This window comes from Legionella jordanis (genome assembly GCF_900637635.1).
GTDB lineage: Bacteria > Pseudomonadota > Gammaproteobacteria > Legionellales > Legionellaceae > Tatlockia > Tatlockia jordanis.
Map to the genome: position 1 here is coordinate 1,945,596 of NZ_LR134383.1, position 23,057 is coordinate 1,968,652.

Here is a 23,057-nt window from a genome sequence, read left to right on the forward strand (position 1 = left end):
AGTAAACAATGAGTTTAGATGTAGATGGCTTCGATGAACCGGTCGCAGGTGACAGCGTCACCATTGCAATCAGCAATGACCATCGCCTGATGAAGCTGGCCCAGAAACTTCCCTGGGAGGAGATGCTGAAATTAGTATTGCCCGATTTACAACGTACGGATAGAAAACATTGGTGGATGGGTAGGCCCTTGCGCATACGCATTCATCTTGGTGTTTATATTTTACAACAGATGTTTAATCTCACTGACCGTGCAACAGAACAACAAGTACGAGATAATGCCGCCTTTCAATTGTTTTGTGGTTATGGCCTCATCAAGAAATGGCATGCGCCAGACCATACCAAAATTGAGGCATTTCGTTCTCGATTAAGCCCTGAAACGCAGCGCCGACTTGCCAATTTGATAACACAACAAGCCGTTAAACTAAATTACGCTAATCCCCAGGTGCTTGATATTGACTCTACCGTGCAAGAAGCTAATATAGCCTATCCCGCAATTGCCAATTTATTGGTCAAGGTTGCTGTTCTTGCGTCAAAGGTTGGAAAAGGACTGAATCAATTGTGCTGTGGTGGCATAAAGCGTTACCATGTTGGGCTAAGCAATTTAAAACAAATCGCACTGTATTATTTTAATTTGAAACGTAAGGATGTTGGTGAGGGTATATTATCCGTGGTGCTTCAGCGGTTATGGCGTGAAACGTATGCCGATGTACTGCCTATCTTAAATGATATCTATTTGTTTGGTAATCAGTTGGCATCGGGTAAATATTGGTCGCTTCGCCGCTCTGTCGAGACGCTGAGCTGGCGCGGGACTATGTTATTACAGAATGTACATGGTTATCTTTTTGAAGGCATTATCAATACATCGATTTCTTCATTGCATGCTTATGAAGTCGGCTGTTTTAACAAAGGTAAATTAAATAAAGGAGTGCAGTTTGGTCGCGCTTATCAATTAGGACGTATTGGGGGTAATTTTCTTTTTGTTGGCGAATGCACGTCTACTTATATGCCAGATGCCCAGTCTTTACCGATGATGCTCAATACTCATGAGTATCTTTTTGGAAAGGGGTTGCTGGCATCGGTTGCGACAGATAAAGGATATTATTCATTGAACAACGAACAACTATTGATTGAAAAAGGCGTCCTTGATATTCAATTACCCCGTCCTGATAGGACGCTCAATGCGGCTCGTGAAACAACGCCATGGACAATCAGGCAGTTATTGCATCATCGACGTGCTGGTATTGAGCCTTTGATTGGTCACACGAAACAGGGCGGCCAATTGGGCAGAAGCCGCATGAAATCTGATGCAACCACTAAAAGCGCTGGTTACGCCGCTGTATTTGGATTCAATTTAAGGCAGCTTACTCGTTGTCTTGCAGGCGAGGTACGTCCAAAAGTTGATGTAGTGAATAATATTGCAGCAAATAATGCAAATATTATCGAAAAAATGAGCATGCAATTGGCATGATTGAGATGGATGGGTTCACTCTGATTTTAGCCAGGCGTTAATGCGTTAAATTAGGATTTATCGATTATTTTGTAAGCAAATCATTTCGCGACAGCGACCCCTTAGGCATGGAAATTCCTCCTGAACATACTGCTATGCGTTATCAAAAAATGGCAAAGGGACTCACTGAAAGTACGAAAAAACATGAGGTCGATGTCATCTTGCTGCAGGAAGCGCATGAATCAATGGTCCCTTACTTGCAAGATTATTTAGGTGAACATTGGGAGATCGTCACAGATGAGTATGGGGTAATCAGTGCCTATAACACAAAACGATTAACAGCATTGAAAACCTCTACGAATCATCGTGAACGAATTCGTTCCTTTACTTTTAAGGACAATGATTCTGGGCTCACTGTTGATGTCCATAATATTTGGGGCCTTTTTAGTCCCTTTCCACAACATATGGAACGCCGTTATCGAACGCTGCTCACCCAAACATCAAGCGATGTTTCAGTAATTATGGGCGATACGAACTCGCGCCTTGCTCCCCTTGATGATCAAAAGCGAAACATTGTGACAGGCGTTATACCCCCCATTATTGTAAAGATGATGGGGCTCTCAGCTGACGTGCAAATAACCGATTACCCAGACGGCGGTTTTTATCGTAATGAGTCTGGAACAATCCATCAATTAGAAACTCAAACATTAGATTTTGATAGCGGAGATATCATTGTCGATGAGCGCAGTGAACAAGAAACGGATTTTTGGCCAGAATATCGGATGGTGATGTGTTTAGATGAGTATTATCAAACCACACCTCTGATAGGCGAGGAAACTTTATTTGATTATGAAAACACGCTTAAGGAAAAAATGGCTATCGATGATTTGGTGGTTCGCATGGCTTCAGACAGTTACAACAACAAAGCCTTAGCCATTCGCTTTCCCAAACAATCAGCTGCTGCCAAAGTAATTCAAAGAGAACTGCAAACGGCTGAAGGTTTTCAATTACGCCAAGTGGATGCCACCGTTGCTGAGGATCAGGCCCAAACCTATTTTTGTGTGTTTGCTCCCATGGACAAAATCGAGCGATTAAACCAAGCCATTGAAACAGCAATTTCAGAAACACTTTTAAAAAATCAAGTTGCTCAACGAATAAATTCCGAAATTACGAGACTTTCAAAAACTCATTGGTATTTCAGGGATGCTTCAGAAAAAATTAAACATCTCATCGATTTGAGAGATAGAATTTTAGATGCAAGGCCGAACACAACCGCGGCAGAGCTCGTCGAGATGATTGAAACTTGGGAAGAAGAAATTCCTTCTTCTCCTCAAGTGCAAGATTATAACGTCAGAAATAAAGCCGATCTGATGGGCTTACATCGTAATATCTTTTTCTCAGCCAGGCGTGAAGGGGTTCAGACTGAAGCCCAAAAAACTTTGCAGTGGTTAAAAGAAGCCTTGAGCCCTAAGGAACCCGCAGCGAAGTCTAAACATCATTAACGTCTGGGTGCATGTAACCCAGACACCCAGACCTATGCAGCCTATCAGATGAGCAGCGAATGCTTGCTGACAGAACAGGATGGCTTTATTACAGGGCTGATGCTGGTAAACAACTTGCAAGTTAAACTGCAATCAAGCTATTAAAATAAATAATTTTCACAGACCAAATCCATTTCTTCAGCACTCGTCTCCATTTTGGCGCAAGCCAATACCGTATTCGCGTAATCAAGTGCTTCAGCAAGGTTCATTTTAGATAAAGCCGTAGCTGCCACTTGCTTATTTCGTTTTTTGAAGTCCAAGCAGTACTCTGCCACAGACATTCTCTTAACCCGCCACTCCTCTTCCGTATCACCAAAAGAAAGCTCATATATAGATCTATCCGCATGAGCATAGAGCAGCACATGACTGACTTCGCGTTTCGAAGATGAATTTTCTTCTTGCCTGACTGTAATTTGTGCGTTGCACTCAAACAAAATTTGACTTTCCGTGAACGAATCGAAGTGGATTTCTGCAGAGATGGCTTGTCGATTATCGAAACCTAAAGCGTTATATAAAATATCGAGGCCGTGTTCAACGGCACAGGCAGAAAAGATGATTTTTAACTCAATTTCCTTTATCAAACCAACTGAACAAAGAGTATAGGCAACAAACTGCTCGCAATTCATCACGGAGTTGTGACTATGAATTTGCAGGAGAGCTTGAAATTTGTCATCCAGATTGCTATGGGAGGACAAATAAACCATAAAAGGACAATATACAGCATGTAAAAGCTCATGATGATTTCTAATCTCTTCACCGTATTGAAAAAACTGCGATATTTGTGCTTTTTTAGCTTTTTTTAATAAACGGTCATTGAGAACATTGGTTCGAGAGACGAATAACTCAGGATGGCTCCTCGGGTTAGAAGCCCACAAGTGTTCTCCAATATGCTGTTGGAGAAATTGGCTAAGTGTCCTGTCTCGCCCCTCAACAGCATCACTTTTGTGATATCGTAAATGGTATTTACAGCAAAAATAATCAATCAGATCTTTCTTAATACCTTGATTCCAGGCAGCCTTAAGCGCGGTTTGCCAAGAGTTAAAATAATAACGGCTTCGATGTGAATCAGACATGCTTTGGAGAATAGAAAATAGCAGTTCCAACCCAGGATGCTGCCGTTTTAATTTTTTTGGGATTTTATGATAAATCTGATAATGGCCGTTGGTATAAATAAACAACATTATTGATATAAATTATTCTCAATGAACATCGTTTGATTTTAAAGATTAAAGATTAAGATAGTATTAGCTTTGGTTTGACCAGGAATCAGTCTTTGAATGGGTCCAATCCGTTTGTTGCCAATTATGCATTCTGAGCTTGCTTTTTTAATTTAGCTAAAAGACAATCCGCCTGCAATTTGTAATCAACACATGAGGTGCTACGTGAGAAAGGAACTAATTCTTCAGCAATTGCTTAAAATCCAGCAACTAAAGAGTGAAATATCAAAGAGAATTTGGAAACATTCACTACCAGTCTGGGAAATTGATAAGGACAAGTTTAATGGTAAAGGTGAAGCGCTGACAAAGGATGTGATCAAAGCACGAGTCGAGCGTTTGGCTGAGCAATTAATCAAAGAACATCCCAACAGCAACCCCGTTTTAATCAGCTTAATGGACGGTGCCCTTCCTTTTTCCAATCTCTTACAACATGCATTAAATGAGCGTGGCTACCAATATACTTATACCACGATGCAAGCAAGCAGCTATGGAAACCACACGGTTTCTGGCGAATTAAAGATAGGGGCCATGCCAAAAGTACATTTGGGCGGTCGAACGGTCTTTGTGGTGGATGACGTCTGCGAGACCGGTAAAACTTACTTAAAAATTAGAGAATTATTCAATAACATGGGTGCTAAACAGGTGTCTTTAGTCGTTCTCGTGGATAAAGTACAACAAAGAACCCCAAATTACAGCCCTGAATACGTTGGGTTTGAAATACCCTCCGATGCTTTCATTGTGGGCATGGGCCTGGATTATTATGGCGAATTGCGCAATGAATTAGAAATTCGCGGAGTTGATCCGGCTTTTTCAGCCAATGAAGAAGAACAGAAATTACTTGAATCTGAAGAAGCCCTTAATAAAGAACTGGTGCAAATCATTGCCGCGGAAAAGCTGCCAAAGCTCAGTGGCTCCGATCATACCTTTATTGGGAATATGACTACAAAAGACAGCAGCCATTTAATTACTGAACATAAGCCTGTTGCAGAGATGTTTTCTCTCAATTAACTCAAATCTTGTAATTTCTTGATTTGAAGTGCCAATCACTAACCTGATGGATTTTTAAACTCTCTCGGGTTAGTGCCAAATACCTGCTTTTACTTCAATTGCCCAGATTCGCTCCTCCATAATGTCGGCAAATTCCTTATAAATAAACTATGCTTTTCTTAAATCAAACCTCTAACGATTACCCTGCGATGAAGAATGGATTAAACAAGGAGCGTATATGGCCAAAAAATACGATGCAATCATTATTGGAACAGGGCAAGCAGGGCCCTCTTTAGCGGTTCGTCTCGCCGAAACTGGCATGAGTGTTGCCATTATTGAGAGAAATAAATTTGGCGGCAGCTGCGTAAATACCGGATGCATCCCGACTAAAACATTGGTGGCCAGCGCCGAAATTGCCCACCACGCCCAACATGCCCGTGATTTTGGTATTGAGATCACGGGGACAGTTAAAACCAATATGGCAGCAGTAAAGGCTCGCAAAGACAGGATTGTCAATAAAGCCAGTCAGGGAGTCGAGCAATGGTTGAAAAACACCACCAATATCAGGGTCTATCATGGCCATGCTTCTTTTTTAAATAACAACACGCTTTCTGTTGATGGTAAAGAACAATTACAAGCTGATAAAATTTTTATCAATGTAGGAGCTCGCGCGTTTATTCCCCCAATTAAAGGTCTTGAGCAAATTAACTACCTTACTAACTCTTCCATACTGGAATTAGACCGGGTGCCTGAGCATTTAATAGTCATTGGGGGCAGTTATATCGGTCTTGAATTTGCCCAAGTGTTTCGCCGGTTTGGCTCAAAAGTAACGGTGGTTGAGAAAGCCTCTCGGCTTATCGCTCGAGAAGACCCAGATGTATGCGATACCGTTTTGGAAATTATGCAGCAATCCGGTATCGATGTTCGTCTCAATACTTCTTGTCTGTCCTTTTCACCCTCCCAGGATGGAATTGCTGCCCATTTAGGCTGTGAGGATGAACAATCAACCATAACGGGTACCCATGTGCTGATTGCTATAGGACGCATACCCAACACCCAAGATTTGGGTTTGGAAAACACCGATATTAAAGTCAATGAGCGAGGAATCATTGTGGTTAATGATTATCTTGAAACGACTGCGGCTAGCGTTTGGGCGTTAGGGGAATGCAATGGTCGAGGGGCATTTACGCATACAGCTTATAACGATTATCAGATAGTGGCAGATAATTTACTGTGCAGTACGAATCGGAAAGTAACGGATCGAATTCCAGCCTACGCATTGTATATTGATCCGTCCTTAGGCCGTTGTGGTTTGACTGAGGCTGAAATCAAACAAGCAGGCTTTAAAGCACTGGTTGCCAAACGCCCTATGACGCAAGTGAAACGAGCGGTTATTAAAGGGGAGCCAACGGGATTCATCAAGATCCTTATCCATGCAGAAAGCAAAAAGATTCTTGGTGCTGCCATTTTGGGGGTGAATGGCGATGAAATCATTCATTCAATTCTTGATGTCATGTACGCAGACATGCCTTATACATTAATTCGAGACGCTGTTCATATTCACCCTACCGTTTCTGAATTAATTCCTACAACTTTGGAAACCTTGAAACCTTTAGAATGATTGTAAAAATGTCATAGATGAATTGGGAATGAGGACGTTGCCTCTCTTTAATCGTTCCTTAAGAAATTCATGGTAATATTGACCAACTATGGCACATGAAGACCACTTAATGACCAAATTCTTAAAAAACAGCAAAGACTTTGTGTTGATTAAACTTGCAAGAGGAAAACGATACGTAGGCAAACCTTTGGAGCACCTTAACCAGTCCGCGCAAAAGGGGAATACCTGTGCCTTGTATGCTTTAAATCCATTACGATTTCGATTCGGTCAAGCCGACATTGAGCATCCTCGAGATCGCTTTATTGAAAAAGCCTTTTCCAATTATTGCCGCGGGTTTAATAAGATTGACATTGGATGCCGCCAAACACATGCTGAGCTGTTAGAGGAAATCACTGAGTCACTGGCCCTTTCCAAAACGCAGGTCATCTCCAGCAAAGAAGTACAGGATTATACAGAGATTTTAAAAGGTCATCTCCAAAGTTTGGAACAATTAACACAGACTAACGAACTTAGGCGTGAAATAGAAAATGCTTTGGCTCTTTGCCAGGAATTTTTAAACAATATCGATGAGTTTGGTGATGATTTCGAAAGCTTTCTTCAACTGAAAATTTATCTTAGACACATCGAACTTGCGAAGAATACAATAACGCTTTTACAGCCATATACTGGTTTAAGTCCCGAACAACTGTTAGAGCGGCATATCACTTGTTCAAAAAAATCCGTTATTAACTCGAAAAGTAATTACGCAGAAATGCTTGAATTAAACCGGGACAATCCGGAATGTATGCTGGCATTCTGGCATCAAACGGTGATCAATTTGGCAGCCAACTCCTATGGACTGGAATCTTCACCTTGGGATCCTCACCTGGATATAAGCCATCTTATTGCAATAATTAGGGAAAATGGACCGCAAGTGGTATACAGCCAGCCCGCTGTGGCTTTAGTGAGTGAGCAATGCCACCAGGAAACAAATGAAGAGTTCTACCAAATTTTTATTGACAAAACAAAGGCGGGTAATAATAACGATGATTCCCATGCACTGGTTATTGTAGGGGCACAAAAAACGGAGAAAGACGATTTTGTTTATCTTTGGGATCCGAATTATGCCAATGAAAAAAACAGCCCTCTTCCTATTTATAAAATCTCTTTTCAAGATCTGAAATCAAAACTGGTCAATATTTATGGGGTTTCTTTGCTCGAAGATGCACAAAGCATTCAGGGACCCTTCTCTTATCAAGCACCTACAGGCATGTACGACAAACTGTATGCCTTTACTATGGGAGAAATCCCCTACAGTGAAGAAGATATGTGCAACAATAATCTTAAACGAAAATGGGATGGCTAGCAGTTAAGCGATTTGCCATTTCGATGTGGATGAATTGAATTTTTAAATTTAGATAAACCGTAGTGGTGATTATGATGTTCGATTTTTTAATCAAAAAAGAAAAACCGAAAAGCTATAAAGAGTTAAACGAATTTATCCGAACCGAACTGGATAAAATTTCTAATCCTAAAGCCCGAGCAATTGTTGCTCCTTATTTACAATTAACCCGCTACCTTGATATGGATGATCTTAGGGAAATTGCAAAGATTATGGATCAAAAACTTGCAGGTTCATGGCTTTATCCGCGAAGTAATTTTAATTATGGATGCCCTTCCATGGATCATCTTTCTTGTCATCTCTACAAGCTATTAAACGATGGATGTTATCCATCGGATCCTAATATCGAGAGTGATATCCATCTTGTTTTAAATTTGATGAATCAAAAAATTGAATCAACGGCCTTTACTATAGGGAAAGAGGTCTCCGTCAAAATATCCCTGGGAAATATTCTGCACTCCAGGGCTGATATGGTGGTGGTTCCAACTAATCCAAAATTAAGCCCAAAATTCTCGATGCCATTTTTTTCCAGTGAAACGGTATTCGATGCATTGCAAAAACAAGCTGGCGCTGGTTTTCGACAATACATTGAAGCATATAGATCGAAAAAATGCCTAGCCATTGGTGGTGCTCTCACCGTTCCTCTTGATTCATTCACAAATTATAAGGCAGCAGTTCTTACAGCGGCACCCACCTATCAAAGCAATGGCGATCAGAAAGAACTTAAATTGCAACTGATGGAGTGCTACCTGAATGCCTTGGCCGCGGCTGACGAAGAAGGATGCGAGTCCATAGTCTTTCCCCTAATTGGTGCAGGTGCTTGCGGATGGGGTGAACAATCCTTTGCATTAGGATTCTATGTAATGGAAAACTATTTTCGACAGAACCCGGATAGCTGCATTATGAAAGTTGACTTCCTGCTTTATTCCGCCAATCTGCTTAAAATGATCAAAGACTCTTCCCCCCAATTATTGAGCCCTGCTGAAAAAGCTCATTTGAACGAGCGAATCAGTGAGAATGGAGTTGTTGAGAAACAAAGAAAAAGACAGCATTTATTTGCACAATTCATCACTTTGTTTGCCAACTCACTGGAACAATTCAAACCAGACGAGAAGCAAAGCACCCTCAACTCCTATGAACCCAGATAGTGAACCATTGTTTCTAAACGTTCGATTTACTAAGACCATCGTGAATCCCTTTAAGATTGAAGAATGAGTGAACCTAAAGGGATTCGCTTAGGCTTGAGCCCTTTATTTAATGTATTCACGAGGTTCATCAAAGTGGTAAATCAAACCAAAGCCCACTTGAGCCGTGTGTGGAGTTATTTTAGTGGTTTTCGTGACTCCGCCAAAGGGCTCAAAAACCCTACCCTCTATGCTTTTGTAATCAATTTGGCTGTATTCCATCATCAATGACCAATTCGGATAAAAGCTATGGCGTATGCCTAAACCATAGCGAATTCCACTTCGGTTTTTGTTGAAGTTTCTGATGGTAGGATCGGAGTCCCTGACCTTTACTTGGCCATTGACGTAACCAACCCGCCCATAAAGCAATGTGTTTGGGGAAATTAAATATCCCGGTAATAGGGATATTCCTTCACTGTGTTTGATTGTGAAAGTGGTTTTAGAAAAAGTAGAATGCAAATATTCATCATTGGTCAGTTGATATTTTACTGAGCTGAGATTGGCATTCGCTTCCGCTGCCAGATAAATTGAGTTGAATGCTTTGCCATATCCTGCAAAAAGAGAACCAAAAATTCCTGTTCCTGCAAAATGATTTTTATCCACGACGCTAAACGTACCCGGCCTTGTGACATAAGCTTTTTGACTAAAGTCGGCTCCCTCAGGCCCCGCACCAGCTCCAAGATAAAAGCCTGCATTGCATGGAGAATTAATGAAGCAGGCCAGTGCAACAACGGATGTTTTCCTTAACATGATATTTCCTTTAATAAATGTTGCCAGATTCTATGAGAGAATCCTTGGAGATGCAATTTATTGGATGCATGAATTCTTGGTCATGTTTACGAAATAAAAGCACTGTGAGCGTTGCAGGACCGATTTTTTTAATTAGAAGTACAATTTAAAGTAAGTATTTGAAAATATTGGGAGATTAATATATAAAAAAAGATTCCCATAACCATTAAAGGAGTAAACAGCACAATGAAAGTGAAAAAAAACAGCATTAAACTATGGTTTTTGCTGATGTTACTACCCGCCTCTGTCGCTTTCTCACATGGAGTCATTGAAAGCCCACCTTCCCGAGAACAATTTTGTGGTGTAGAAAGCAAACCTGATGAAATTTTTAAAGATAAGATGACCCATGAAGAATGTCGTCCAATTATGACCAAAGCAGATGGTTCCATGGATAACAGTGTTTATAACTTCATGTCGGTTTTAACCCATACTATTGGCAGGTCTAATAAACCTATAGACCAATTGCCCGCCTATGTTTGCGGCTTTGGTTCTGAAAACTGGGGCGGTGGAAAAACCCCATGGGATAGAGCCAACAATTGGCCCACCAGTCTGTTAAGTTCAGGACAACAAAAATTCACCTGGAATATTTCCTGGGGAAATCACTTTGGTGATACTGAAGAGTTTGTCTATTGGATTACCAAACCCGACTTCCAATTTGATCCCAATAAAGAATTAAGTTGGGAGGACTTTGAATCCACACCTTTTTGCAAGCTGAAATATAACGATCAAAACCCAACTGGCAATCCCGATGTGGTCGCTGATAAAGCAAATAATCGGTTTATCACCACCTGTACGGTACCCGCCCGTAATAACCGAGCCGTAATTTATGGAGAATGGGGACGGAATAGCTATACTTATGAGCGTTTTCACTCATGCATTGATGTGGTTTTTTCAAACGATAATCCGGTTCCAAGCATCAAAGCTGTAATCAAACCTTTGCCCTCTGAAGTGGTTGGCACAACTGAGTTGGAGTTGGATGGCTCACAATCGCAAGGGGATGGTTTAAGCTATAGCTGGTCAATCAGCGCTCAGGATTTAACCCCTTATCAATTGAAAGACAGCCAAAGTGCCAAAGCTCATTTGGTCGTAAACAACACCAATGCTCAGCAAAACGTAACGGTTAATCTTCAAGTGAGTCAAGGCGAAGCCACAAGTCGTGCGAGTACACAATTTAAGCACTCGCCTGCGGTGACTTCCACATGGAAAATTATTGGAACGGCTACTTTAGCCAACACGTTGTCTGCAGGTGATAAAATTCAGCTTCGTCTGATCGATAACACTGGCAAGGATTATTTATTACCGCAAACTCCACTGGTATTGACTGAGGAAACAGCCAAAGCTGAAAATTGGGCTTATGCCTTGGCCGAACAAGTGAATGCGAGCAATGCATTTTCAGCCAAAATAGGAGTATTAAATGGGGATAGCCAGACTATCGATCCCATTAAATCGGCCACTGAAAATAAAATATACGTTCCTGCACAAAGTCAGATAACCAATTCATTCATCCAGGTTGAAAAGAAAGATGATCCAGTAACTTCTTGTCGTTCCTTGCGCAAACAAGGCTCAAACAGTTATTGGTTAGGCTATGACGTCTATGCAGACAGCACACCGATCGTTTTAAACTTTAGCGAAACCGGTATTGATTTAACAAAAGTCATGGTTGAACGTGGAGTCTTTAACGATGTACGAGTGCTTGACAAAGACAAATTGCTCATCAATTCAAAACCGGATTGGGTCACGAAAACTGTTCCGGGCTATTTAGGATTTTATGGCCCAAATTACAGCAGCTATGATCCCTTTAACAATCCAGTCAACGCGAATTGTCGAATGGGACCATTATTAAGGCAATAATCCCAAACTGACATCTACCGTCTTTGCTGCATCCCAGGAGAGACGGTAGCGTGTATCTCGGTCCCTCAAATAAAATGGCTATTTTCCCAGTCAACCATAAAGCAGGATTAATCCTTTATTGAACCACGCATTTTACTTCATTATTCTCTTTGAACCGTTCACTTTGAGGTGCTGTAAAAAAGCCATCTCGACCCGGTGATTTGAGCAAAGTCGCTGCAGGGGAATGCACTTGAATGGCAATTCCAGCATAACTTAAAGCATCCATCTCTTTTAGTATCTCATCCACGGATTTTTTGATGATGTTTCGACCTTTTCCTGGGTCAAAAAGGCAATACTGGTTGTTTTCATAAGCTAAAAGAACTATGTGACCGATGTCTTCTACTTTATTATTATTTCCTGGAATTGTTATCAGGAAAAAATAATGATTGCTGTTACTCATTTTTTGCAGCAATTCAGCGGTAATAACCTGCTTCACTTCAGCCTGTTTAATTTTGCTGGCAAATGCATTGCTGTAAGCTTCTTTGATTTGGAGATTGCCCATTAAGGCTGAGGTACGCTCAACATCTTCAATAACATCAAATTTAAGGTTATTTCTTGCCATATAATTCAGAATAAGACTTAAATCGGCGTTGGCACCCGATTCGAGCCATATTTCTGAGTAAATCTCTAACTCTTTTCTCCTTGAAACCTCATGATCAGCAACCAAGCCGAATTTATTCAACAGCAGCATCATGGAGTGCGCAGCACAGGATTGGCTATAGGTTTGTGTTGTATTATCCACCGCCAAGTAATCCAACTTATTAGCTAAATCCGGATCAGTTATCACAAATTGCACAAAAGCAGGTCGGCGGGCGTACTGAAGAAATTCCTTATCTCCTATTGCTAACAAATACTGCTTTACATGAGCTCGATTGGGGTGATTATCTAAGATTGAGAACAATTGGACGCCGGGATATTTCAATTGCCGACCAAAAAGCTTTAACCCTGCCATTCCGGCACTTTGTGAAAACAGATTGATGGCCTTATCGGTGATTTGATCAGAGGCAATGGATAATTCAACTATTTGGTCAATCTCTGCTAATGTTCTCAACCCACCTTCGGTAATAGCATGGCTTTGTAACTCTAATTTAGAGACATTGCTTTTTTTAATAAATTCTGCAGCCTGCATCACCCCTGCATCGGTGATTAGGCTCGCTTCAAGTGCTATTTCTTTAATGGAAGGATTACCGCAAAGTGCAATTAAGGCTAGCTCAGAGAGCTTGGAACCTGCTAATTTCACAGCAACTAAATTCGGATTAGCCGCTAGCAACCTCACAAACTGATCATCAAGCTCGTTGTCATCAATATGAACATGGGTCAAATGACTGTTTGCCAAACATTGAATGCTTTGCGCAAAATTAAGGGATTTAGACGTTTCACTTAATGAGGTCAACTCCACTTCTTTAAGATTTCGACATTGCACCAGCGCTTTTAAAATCTGAGCGGTAGCATCCCTGTTTGTCATATTTACTACAATTTTCTTAATGAATTTATTCTGTGCAATCGCAGAAAACAACTCTGCAATGTCCATTTCGCTTAAGTCAATTTTACCTCCCAACCAGGGACTTATCATTAGGCTCTCTTGTCTATATTGATTAAACTCAATATCCAACAATAATTTGTCCCAGTAGGCCGGCTCTGTTTTGAAAGTGGATAATTTTGAAAAATAGTTCTTCACGTCTTTATACTCAGCAAGCAATTCCAATATGGAACTTTTCATATCCGTTGCATAATATTGCGCCAACGGAGAGGTCGAGTAATAAAAATTATGTAAAAACCCTGGATTCGTTTCGATGATCTCAGGACCATGCTCCAAAGCTTGGTAGGACAGTTGGAGCAATTGCCCTACTTCCTGCAAGGCTCGCTGTGGTGAATTATTGTCTAAATCCGCCAACATGATATTACAGGAATGCACCAGCAATTTGGCTAAATAGGGAGTGATGTCTTCATAAACTTGTGACCAATTGTCTTCAGCTTTGTACTTATCCTTTTTAAGGTAACCACTGGCATAATCATGAATTCGTTCAATAAATTCTCTTAATAAGTTGATCTGTTCCTTACGCATAATTCACCCTAAACCATAAATTGGCTTTATTTTATACAATAAAGATTAAGATATAATTAAACTGATGAATTATTTATTTTTTGCTCTTTCAATACAGAAGCAACTCTACCTTTGCAGCCTGAGGAATCCCGCATTATCAATGTGCCATTTAGTTCAAATGCGTTTTTAAAAAGTTAGAAAAAACCAAATACACCCCGTTTGTCCAGCCAAACCCAACTTCATTCGTGGAATAACTGTATTTAATTTTATCTTCCGTGCGGCTGCTTACTGAAATGACGTCGTATTTTTCAAAAATGGCGCCATCTTTCTCAAATTCTTTTTTTACAGTATTCATGAATTTAGCAGCGACCTCCAGTGCCAATTGATGGTAGCCATATCTTTCAAGTCCAAACACGGCAAAATATTGCATGGGTGCCCATCCGAAAGGATAATCCCATTGCAAACCTGAGTTATGGGTGCTGGTCACAATACCGCCATTTCTTAGGAACTCAGGCATGTGTTTAAGTAGAGCTTCCGCTTGCTTCTTAGAAGCAATTCCAGCCCACAAAGGATAAAAGGTAGTTGCATAAGGATAGTATTTCCGTTTTTTTTGTTTGAAGTTGTAATCGAGATAATAGCCTGTAGATTCATCCCATAAAAATTGGTTAATTTGGTGAGCTCGATGATTGGCACGAGCTTGCCACTGCAAAGCTTCTTTTTTATTTCCTAAAATCTCATGGATTTCTTTGCCATCAAGTTCCATTTGATACAGCAAAACGTTCAGATCTACTGCTGCAAAATCCAGGATTTCGATCCCAAACGGCCCATATTTAGCGGTGATGTCAAAGCCAGATTCCCTGATAGTCCTGTCAGCAATATAAAAAAGCGCTGTTAATCCATTTGTATCGTAAAAAAGGGAATTATCCCTCCCCTCTCCCTCTGTTGGATGCGTTTTAAAATAACTCAGCACTTTCGAATAATATTCCTGAGATTCCTCCGGGGTTTGACCTTCCCCACCCGAATAATATCTGGACAAACCAATTGCAGGAATAGCACGAGGAGGAGTGGTCCAATGATGATGGAGTGTTTTAATGGCTGGTAACGTAGAGTTTAACCAAACCTTGTCTGGGTCCCTGCGATAATAGGCCAGTATCATTTCCGTTAAAAGCGGTGGCTGGGTTCGTCCTAAATAATAGCTGCGATTGGCATTCAACAAAATTCCATAGTGCCTTAGTTCATAAATTAAATTATCAATCATTTGTTTTGCTTGAGTTAATCGGTTGCTTTCGAGTAAACCCAGTACAATAAAATAACTGTCCCAAGCGTATTGTTCATTAAACCGCCCTCCAGGTACAACATAGGGATGAGGCAAATACAACAAACCATGTTTCTCTATTTTCCTGGCATCTTCTGGCAAATAGGCAAACTTCACCTGCCTGGCCCATTCGGGATTTTTATTTTTGATCTGCTCAATGGCTTCCGTTCTAGGCAAATAAACAATTAATTCATCCACTGACAACTTGGGATCAACACTGCACTTAAGCCAATTGTCTCGAGTCAAAAGAGTCCAGCTATCGTCGATGTATTTGGCTATTTGCGAATCGATGGCATTAAAGTCTGCTGAAAATGCAGCTTGGGAAAAGCTCACCCATATCAAAAACACCAGGGCACTATAATGTTTGGGTATAATGTGCAATTTGAATTTCCTTATTGATCTCATTCATCATGGCATTCCCCGAGGAACTATAAACTGAATAAAACCCATCTCCCTTTCCTTAGAGAAAACATGGTAAATACGAATTGATAATTAAAAAGCTTAAAGTTGTAAACCATAATAATATGATTTAAACAGGAGTTCATGCTTGAGTAAAACAGTCATTTTTTTCGAGGGCAGATATGGAGAAGGGAAACTCAAAAACATTCTTCTATGTTTTAAATTATTAAAATATTGTTATGTTATGGTTAAATAGTATCAACTCCTCAATCAGAATTCAGAAAAACAAAGATAATCAAAGTATTTTAGTCGATATACAATTTTTTTTTAAATTCAACTAGTTAATATCGTAAATTGGTAGTGAAAAAACCTGTTATAAAGAGTGATTGAATTTAAATAATGGTCAGAGAATACACAAAAACTCATTAATTTACCCATATCACTTTAAACTTTAATATTCTACTTCAAATTGGAACTGGATTAATCTGTTTTGCATCCTCAAGATATGTCTCATAGTCATCGGAAGCAATATCATTAAAAAATAATTCTGATGATGCAACATATTTATTTTTAAAAAAACCAAACTGCTTACTTGTATTGTCCGATAACTGGTTAAAGGATGTAAGTGCGATAACAAGTCCTGTTAAACTCATTAAAGATAGACCTAAAGCGAGTGCCATTGTCGGTAGGGCTAAGGGAGCTGCTGCTAATACACCAGCTGCTAATACTAAAGCAATTCCTAAAATGAGAGCTAGGCTATTTATTAGTATATAACCAAGACCTGTTGAAAAAGGGTGGGAATTTTTATATTCATTAACTTGCGTTTTGAGTCTATTGAATTCCAAACCCAATTCATCACGATTTATCTTTGTAGGGGCTTGCATAACCAGAACCGCTTTCCTAAGAATGGGTTTAAAAAATTCTGGTTCTACCCCCTGCATGATATTAAAAAGATCTTCAAGAGCAAAAAGAAAATTATAGCCACGATTTTGGATGGCTTGAATATCTTCTCGACTCTTTTTTAAGCTTTTTGCAAATGTCTTGGTGTTCAATAGTAGGTTGAGTTCATATTGATGGTGTTTACCAGGTAAATCATATAATTCTTGTGTGAAACTGCTGGTAATAACAGTAGGCAAACGCGCATTACTCATTATTTAATCCAATAAAACACTCATTCTGAGCTGACTCTAAATTTTTTAGAGGGTGATCTGAGTTCTAATTGAACGAGTATCTCATTTGGTTATCACGATTTCCAGTTTAATTTTTAATTTCATTGAGACAACAAGCAAGAACCTAAGAAATATATAAATACTTGAAAGAGGCGCAGTGAATGCTGAAAAAGGTAAGTTTAAAAGACTCTCATTTTTTGGAAAGACTCGTTTGCATTTGAAACAATGCTACAGTTTAGGTCCCATACCTTTAGCTTGAAGTTCCTGCAATGCTGCTGCACTTTTATGAGCTTTGATGTCCATTCCAGCTAGTATCTCAGGTGCCTTCGTGAATTGAACATCTGCATATTCAACCACTTGGATGTAATTTCCCCAGGGATCAAGAAAGTCACAAAATTTATCCTTAATCAACTCAACTTGCATTGTTTGCAATAGCTCTTTGATTTTAGCTCGGTCATCCACCACCAGTCCAAAATGACGTATTTTGTCCTTGTGTGCAATATCTGTTTTCATGATGGCAATAAATTGATCGCCTAAGTCAATAAACGCATGATTGTGATCTTTGCCCCGGAGTTTAAAAGTGAACAGACTGGCATAAAACTCCAATGCCTTTTCTACATCACCCACCTCAAGAGCAACATGGTTAATACCTATTAATTTTGGTTTTTCCATAATCCATCCTCCCTAAACTTATACTTATAGGATAGACAATTGCAAAACCACATTGCTGTTATAGATGAGCAGTTAGTCCTAAACGAGATTGCCTCAGATTAAAAGATCAGAGAACTGATCAATCAATAGAGTTGAGGCCAATTCTGTGTCTGTCTTGAAAAAGGCAGTATTATTTTTTGCCTGCAGGTCTCAAGACATGTGGACCCGTCAGCTCATTACCGGTTCCACCTGAGACATTTTTTAAATCTTTTTGCGGTACTTTTTTACTGCCTTTTTTCTGAGTCTTCTTCATCATGTACTCCTGAATTCTATACACTTATATAATAGTCTAAGAAATCAGGGTTATTTAGAAGCTCGCTAAGGTGATATATGAGATTTCCAGCAGCGATAACCTAGAATTTGGGAAGCATAGAATCTTCCATTTTTAACACCAGATGTAAACTTGCATAAACCAGATTTTAAATCCATGTTTCTGAAGAATATATATCCGCATTGTACTAAACAAATAAACAGATTATATACTTGTTGCGCTCCAGTCTGGCTTACTCCAATAAGCTATAATTAACTATTATGGAACGAGAAATTAATATGCTAAATATAGAACCCCACATAATTAGAGGTATTCTTAAGCAAATAAAAGGATTCCAGGAAAAAATAGATGAATATCCTAAATTGACTTGTGAAAAGGATACACCTTATATTTTATCTGATCCTTGGTATCAAAGGGTTCTAAATAAAATAAATACCTTACCACCCGATCAACAAGCAACTTTGGTCGCTTTAATGTATTTAGGCCATGGAGATTTTAAAAAAAACGAATGGAGGGAGGCTTTTGAGATAGCTCAAGATCAGCTAACAAGACATATAGGACAGTACTTGTTATCACAACCAAAAGTCGTCAATTATATTGAAAACGGCCTTGAGATTTTAGGTTTCACAAAAAATTAGCCACTTAAATCCAAATTTTTTATTTGTAATTTCCATCATAAAAATTCCGTTATTCACTTATCTATTCTATCCTAAAGCCACAGACTACCTCATACATTCATATGCTATAGAAAAGCATTAGTCACAAGAATTCCAGGACGAAACATCCACAAACACGCCCTTCTAGTTTAGAATAAGGCGAGAAATAGGACTGGTATTATGACTAACAGCAATAAATTACGCACTCACAGCTTAAGCACCAGCAAGGTAAATGAATGGCTGCATAACCTTCCCATTGATTTTCAACAAGTATTAACTTCTGATGCGAAAGCTTTGGCTTCCTGGGAAGATATAACAATACTTGCGCGCAATGAATGGATCTGCTGGATTGAGTCTGCCAAAAAACAGGAAACCAGAGAGCGTCGAATCGAGCGGGCCTGCAATGATCTTAAAAATGGTAAGCGCCGGCCCTGCTGCTGGCCGGGCTGCCCGCATCGATAACATTCAATACCTCTTCATTGCATTGATTCCTTTCGCATGAACTGCAATTTATAATTTAAAAAACCACTCATAATCAGAAAAATTCCGGCCATTAAAATAATATTGTAAGCTTCGCTTGCAAAACAATGTTTATAGAGAAAACCGAGCAACAGTCCGATTACAATTTGCGGGAATACAATTGCGACATTTATAATTCCCATGTAAAAACCATGGTTTTTCTTAGAGATTAATTTTGCAAAAATATCATAGGGACAGGTTGTAAGCGTTGCCCAGGAGATGCCATAGAAGATCATAAGAAAAACCATAAGATAGCGATTGGTTGTAAAAGCCATCAAAATTATGCTGATGCCCCCCACTGTCAGCCCCATGGTAAATATTTTCTTAATGGACCAGTACTTATTAAAAAACGGGATGAGAAAGGCAAAAAACATACTGGCTAGCTGCAAGATAACGCAGTAAAAGGAGGTTAAAATATTCGCTTCTGCCAGGTACTCCCCTGCCTGCTCCAAATCGTCCGTCATAAAGGAAGGCATACCGAGGATGGTTTGCGCAATATCAATATTCAAGTAATTCCAAATTGAAAATATCGCAACCCAGGCAAAAAACAACGTATAACTCAGTTTCCAAAAGCCCGCTGGAAGTTTTTTCACCTTAGCCAGTATGTCCTGCCAGGAAAAAGACTGGTTAAATGCAATGGTCCTCATGAAATGATTCGTCCTTTTTTCACGGGTTTTTGCAAAGGTGATTAAACAAACTATCAAGTAAACAAAAGCACCAATGACAAAGGTAGTTTTAAGATAAGCAGGAGTCTGCGTTTTAGGTCCCGATTCCTGAAATAAATACATCATCATACAAGGGAGAAGGCCCCCTGCCATTGCTCCTAATCCTGCCATGGCTGTGGAACAACTTAATGCACGAACGCGATCATTGCCTCTAGTCAGATCAAGCACTAAAGCACGTGACAATTGTGCATTTCCATTTGAGCCAATATCAATGAGGGTCATAATGAAAATGAGCAGGAAAAAACCATGAACAAAAGGCAGAAATAAGAGCCCTACAAAACCCAATACCGTGGATAGTAGGAACAGTGGTCTTCTTCGTCCGTACTTTGACTGGAAATTATCGGACAAAATGCCAATAACCGGTTGTCCAAATAGCCCCGCTAAGGGAGCGATGAGCCACAAATAGCCAATCACATGCGACTTAAACCCAGCAAATTGAAAAATGGTTGTTAAATTGGCGATTTGCAGGGTACTTGCCATACCAATTCCAAAGGAACAAATGGTTAAATAAAAAATTTTATTGTTTGTCATGATGGAAAACCCCTTTGCCCGTTTGGTAACTAATTATTCCCAATGAAACAAAAACAGTAATAATGATGGTGATAACCCTTATATGGCCGTGATAGAAAATGGCCGTGGCAAAACTGCCAAGACTTGCCATGATGGCCATTGCCACGCCTAAGATTGCAGCGGCCCCGCCTTTATGGGGGGAACTGGATAATGCCTCTGACATTAAAGGACTGCCTACAAAGGCAAAGCCGAATAAAAAACAGGAGATGGCCAGCAAATAGCTGAAGACCGAACATAGCGAATGAATCAGGCTAACCACTAATAATTGCAAGCTGCTCACAGCAACAATCACTAACCCAATTTGAATGATGGTATTGAGCGAGTATTTATTTACCATTCGATTAACCACCAATCCTCCTAATATAAAGGAGATTGAAGGCAAGGTTTGCGTTAAACCAAAATACTCCGAAGGGATGTAAAATTGTTCCGACACGACCAAAGGCGCCGTGGTTAGATAGGCAATGAGTGCAGCAAGCAGCGAAGTGTAGATGCCGGTAGCAATTATTAGTCTTTTATTCGATAAAATTTCTTTATAATAATTCAAGGAAGAGCTCAAACCCCAGCGGATTTCATGATTCTTACGATCAGAACTTTCGATCAAAAAGAAATAAAGTCCGGCCAAGGCTAGAAAGCCTAAGATTAGAACAAATAAAAATGTGCTTCGCCAGCCAAAGACTGCATACAAATAGCTCCCTAAAATGGGGCCTAATAATGGAGCCATTGAGCCCACGATGTGGATGCATGTAATAAATTTTAAAGTCGCAGCCTGCTGATAATGCTGGCTGCGAACGGTAGCAAAAGTGGCAATATTAAGGCTCGAAACAGCAACACCCTGCAAAAATCGACCACTTAGCAGCATATAGATGGAGGTGGATTGTAAGCAGCAAACCGTCGATAATAAGAATAAAACACCACCCCATAACATCAACGGCCTTGAACCAAAACGATCCGCAATCAGCCCAAAATAGATTTGGGGAATAGCAACACCTAAAAACCAGATGGTAATGCTAAACTGCACATAAAAATTGGATACGTGAAATTCCTCACCTATCACTGGTAAAGTAGGAAGGTAAATATCATTCGCGAGATTTCCCGCCAAATTGTACAAAATTACAAACAATGGTGAGTAAATATATATAACTTTGGATGATAATTTATTCATAATAAATCTATTCAAATTAGTGGCCTGCACCACCGGAACAGGCCTACAGATAAGTTACTGAGATTTTCGCTGATGCCTTTCTTTAATTTCAGCAAACTGTTTACAGTCCACGCATTCCTCTGCAATAGGACGTACTTTTAGTCGGCTAAATCCAATTTCAAACCCACAGGTTTTGCAGTAGCCAAAATTTTTATCATCAACGCGATGTATCATTTCCTCGATTCGTTTAATCAATTTACGTTCACGTTGACTCCTGCCGAGAGTTAGAAAGAGCTCTTCCTCCTGACTTGCCCTATCTAATAAATCTCCATGATTGTGGTTATCAGATTGCAAAAACACTTTCGTTTGATTCATCTGGTTTAGCAAAGACTGCCTCCAAATGAGGAGTTTTGATTTTAAATAAGAAATTTGAGTAGACGATAAATAAGATTCATCTTTGGACTTTCGATGTTGAACTTGAGCAGAATTTAATTGATTCATGCAAATCTCCTCCAATACTTGATCCAAATTCTGATTGTTGTCTCAATCACCAATTTCCAAACTAAATGTTTGTGACGTGATTGTCAACATAAAAAATAACTTTAAGTCACAGCATACAAATAATTAACTCCTCTTATATGTTAATTGGAATTAACCATATGCATGTGATATTTGCAATCACATTATTGTCACTACAAATAACAATGCAATTAAAAATTTAATGGCATTTTTTTGTTGACATCGAAATTTATTTGAAATAACCTGTAATTGTCACGTTAACGGTGACGATACATGACAAGGAGAATAACAATGAACAGCTTAATTTTTAGAGGCAAGTGGGAAGAAATTAAGGGTCATCTGCAAAAACAGTGGGGAAAACTAACCGATAATGAGTGGCAAGAAATTGAAGGGACACAGCATGTAATTTACGGAAAACTGCAGCAACATTATGGTTTAACCCGAAGTGAAGCTGAAGAAGAAGTTAATAAATTCAAAACAAAACACGGTTTCTAACTGATATTAAATTTTTTAAAACAACAATAAGGAGAATCAATATGAAAAAATTCAAATTGGCTTGTGTGAGCTCTCTTTTATTGGCTGCTGGTCTGGCAAAAGCAGGCAATCCATGCGACAGCTTTGAAATTAAGGTTAAAAATAACCTGGCTGATGATCTCGTCGTAAGAAAGATTCAACTTCAGGGAGCTGACTTACAACCTGGCGGCATTCAAAAAATAAATAGCAAATCGGAAGAAGTATTTACTGTCTCAAACAGTGCAGAAAAAATACCTATGAAAGGAGAGTTAATTTTGAACACAATCAGTCTACCAACAAAAGAGGTTAAGATTCGCTTTACTCTCGAAAACTCAGGTTTAATTTGCAAGCACGATGACAATAACTCACAAAGTGATTTAGGTCTTGAAAAAACACGCTTGCCTGGAAAAGTGTTGTACACCATTCACTACTAAGGATTTCAAAAGC

General features: G+C 39.5%; 21 protein-coding genes. 11 read left to right on the forward strand and 10 right to left on the reverse strand.

Translation table 11 applies throughout. From position 1 onward, the window contains the following. Window positions 1–8: 8 nt before the first annotated feature. The gene (locus EL203_RS08650) at window positions 9–1,469 is read left to right on the forward strand and encodes a transposase (RefSeq protein WP_058470753.1); all 1,461 of its coding nucleotides are present in this window, start codon (window positions 9–11) and stop codon (window positions 1,467–1,469) included. Between the two features lie 107 nt (window positions 1,470–1,576). Beyond that, window positions 1,577–2,950 (forward strand): endonuclease/exonuclease/phosphatase family protein, encoded by a 1,374-nt coding sequence (locus EL203_RS08655; RefSeq protein WP_058469677.1) that lies wholly within the window; start codon window positions 1,577–1,579, stop codon window positions 2,948–2,950. A gap of 140 nt (window positions 2,951–3,090) precedes the next feature. Here EL203_RS08655 and EL203_RS08660 read toward each other — a convergent pair whose 3' ends face one another. Then, window positions 3,091–4,062: a hypothetical protein gene (locus EL203_RS08660; RefSeq protein ID WP_126320109.1), complete on the reverse strand. Its 972-nt coding sequence runs from the start codon at window positions 4,060–4,062 to the stop codon at window positions 3,091–3,093. 309 nt (window positions 4,063–4,371) lie between these two features. Between EL203_RS08660 and EL203_RS08665 the strand changes: the two genes are divergently transcribed. From EL203_RS08665 to EL203_RS08680, 4 genes are all read left to right on the forward strand, one after another. Further along, complete coding sequence (locus tag EL203_RS08665; protein WP_058469675.1) at window positions 4,372–5,214, forward strand: phosphoribosyltransferase; 843 nt, start codon at window positions 4,372–4,374, stop codon at window positions 5,212–5,214. A gap of 217 nt (window positions 5,215–5,431) precedes the next feature. After that, window positions 5,432–6,814 carry an FAD-containing oxidoreductase gene (locus EL203_RS08670; protein WP_058469674.1) on the forward strand — a complete coding sequence of 461 codons (1,383 nt, stop codon included), beginning with the start codon at window positions 5,432–5,434 and terminating at the stop codon, window positions 6,812–6,814. A 109-nt stretch (window positions 6,815–6,923) separates the two neighbouring features. Then, the gene (locus EL203_RS08675) at window positions 6,924–8,159 is read left to right on the forward strand and encodes a hypothetical protein (RefSeq protein WP_126320110.1); all 1,236 of its coding nucleotides are present in this window, start codon (window positions 6,924–6,926) and stop codon (window positions 8,157–8,159) included. 71 nt (window positions 8,160–8,230) lie between these two features. Next, entirely contained in the window at window positions 8,231–9,343 is a 1,113-nt protein-coding gene (locus tag EL203_RS08680; RefSeq protein ID WP_082647103.1) for a macro domain-containing protein, read from the forward strand. 102 nt (window positions 9,344–9,445) lie between these two features. Here the strand turns inward: EL203_RS08680 and EL203_RS08685 are convergent, their stop codons facing one another. Next, window positions 9,446–10,129: an outer membrane protein gene (locus EL203_RS08685; protein ID WP_058469671.1), complete on the reverse strand. Its 684-nt coding sequence runs from the start codon at window positions 10,127–10,129 to the stop codon at window positions 9,446–9,448. A 225-nt stretch (window positions 10,130–10,354) separates the two neighbouring features. On the opposite strand from EL203_RS08685, the gene EL203_RS08690 reads away from it, so the two are divergent. Next, window positions 10,355–12,019 (forward strand): lytic polysaccharide monooxygenase, encoded by a 1,665-nt coding sequence (locus EL203_RS08690; protein ID WP_064108431.1) that lies wholly within the window; start codon window positions 10,355–10,357, stop codon window positions 12,017–12,019. 115 nt (window positions 12,020–12,134) lie between these two features. On the opposite strand, the gene EL203_RS08695 is transcribed toward EL203_RS08690, so the two are convergent. The 5 genes from EL203_RS08695 to EL203_RS14675 form a co-directional block, all read right to left on the reverse strand. Then, complete coding sequence (locus EL203_RS08695) at window positions 12,135–14,123, reverse strand: leucine-rich repeat domain-containing protein (RefSeq protein WP_058469670.1); 1,989 nt, start codon at window positions 14,121–14,123, stop codon at window positions 12,135–12,137. 148 nt (window positions 14,124–14,271) lie between these two features. Continuing rightward, window positions 14,272–15,798: a trehalase family glycosidase gene (locus tag EL203_RS08700; protein ID WP_232003922.1), complete on the reverse strand. Its 1,527-nt coding sequence runs from the start codon at window positions 15,796–15,798 to the stop codon at window positions 14,272–14,274. 482 nt (window positions 15,799–16,280) lie between these two features. After that, window positions 16,281–16,967, reverse strand: coding sequence for a hypothetical protein (locus EL203_RS08705; protein WP_058469668.1), 687 nt, complete (start codon window positions 16,965–16,967; stop codon window positions 16,281–16,283). A gap of 246 nt (window positions 16,968–17,213) precedes the next feature. Continuing rightward, window positions 17,214–17,657 (reverse strand): VOC family protein, encoded by a 444-nt coding sequence (locus tag EL203_RS08710; RefSeq protein WP_058469667.1) that lies wholly within the window; start codon window positions 17,655–17,657, stop codon window positions 17,214–17,216. Window positions 17,658–17,826: 169 nt separating this feature from the next. Further along, complete coding sequence (locus tag EL203_RS14675; protein WP_269471741.1) at window positions 17,827–17,952, reverse strand: hypothetical protein; 126 nt, start codon at window positions 17,950–17,952, stop codon at window positions 17,827–17,829. 275 nt (window positions 17,953–18,227) lie between these two features. Between EL203_RS14675 and EL203_RS08715 the strand changes: the two genes are divergently transcribed. Then, on the forward strand, window positions 18,228–18,605 hold the full coding sequence (locus tag EL203_RS08715; protein WP_232003923.1) for a DUF3775 domain-containing protein: 378 nt from the start codon (window positions 18,228–18,230) through the stop codon (window positions 18,603–18,605). Between the two features lie 198 nt (window positions 18,606–18,803). Continuing rightward, entirely contained in the window at window positions 18,804–19,085 is a 282-nt protein-coding gene (locus EL203_RS08720) for a YdeI/OmpD-associated family protein (protein WP_058469665.1), read from the forward strand. 14 nt (window positions 19,086–19,099) lie between these two features. Here EL203_RS08720 and EL203_RS08725 read toward each other — a convergent pair whose 3' ends face one another. The 3 genes from EL203_RS08725 to dksA are packed head-to-tail and all read right to left on the reverse strand — an operon-like array spanning window position 19,100 to window position 22,079. Then, complete coding sequence (locus EL203_RS08725; RefSeq protein ID WP_058469664.1) at window positions 19,100–20,398, reverse strand: MFS transporter; 1,299 nt, start codon at window positions 20,396–20,398, stop codon at window positions 19,100–19,102. Beyond that, window positions 20,385–21,599: an MFS transporter gene (locus tag EL203_RS08730; RefSeq protein WP_058469663.1), complete on the reverse strand. Its 1,215-nt coding sequence runs from the start codon at window positions 21,597–21,599 to the stop codon at window positions 20,385–20,387. Before EL203_RS08730 ends, EL203_RS08725 begins: the two co-directional genes overlap by 14 nt. A gap of 54 nt (window positions 21,600–21,653) precedes the next feature. Then, window positions 21,654–22,079, reverse strand: coding sequence for an RNA polymerase-binding protein DksA (dksA, locus tag EL203_RS08735; protein WP_058469662.1), 426 nt, complete (start codon window positions 22,077–22,079; stop codon window positions 21,654–21,656). Between the two features lie 309 nt (window positions 22,080–22,388). Here dksA and EL203_RS08740 point away from each other — a divergent pair, with 309 nt between their 5' ends. Together EL203_RS08740 and EL203_RS08745 are read left to right on the forward strand one after the other, a co-directional pair. Further along, a complete protein-coding gene (locus EL203_RS08740; protein ID WP_058469661.1) occupies window positions 22,389–22,592 on the forward strand; it encodes a CsbD family protein in 204 nt (67 codons plus the stop codon). 41 nt (window positions 22,593–22,633) lie between these two features. After that, the gene (locus EL203_RS08745; protein WP_058469660.1) at window positions 22,634–23,044 is read left to right on the forward strand and encodes a hypothetical protein; all 411 of its coding nucleotides are present in this window, start codon (window positions 22,634–22,636) and stop codon (window positions 23,042–23,044) included. Window positions 23,045–23,057: the final 13 nt, after the last annotated feature.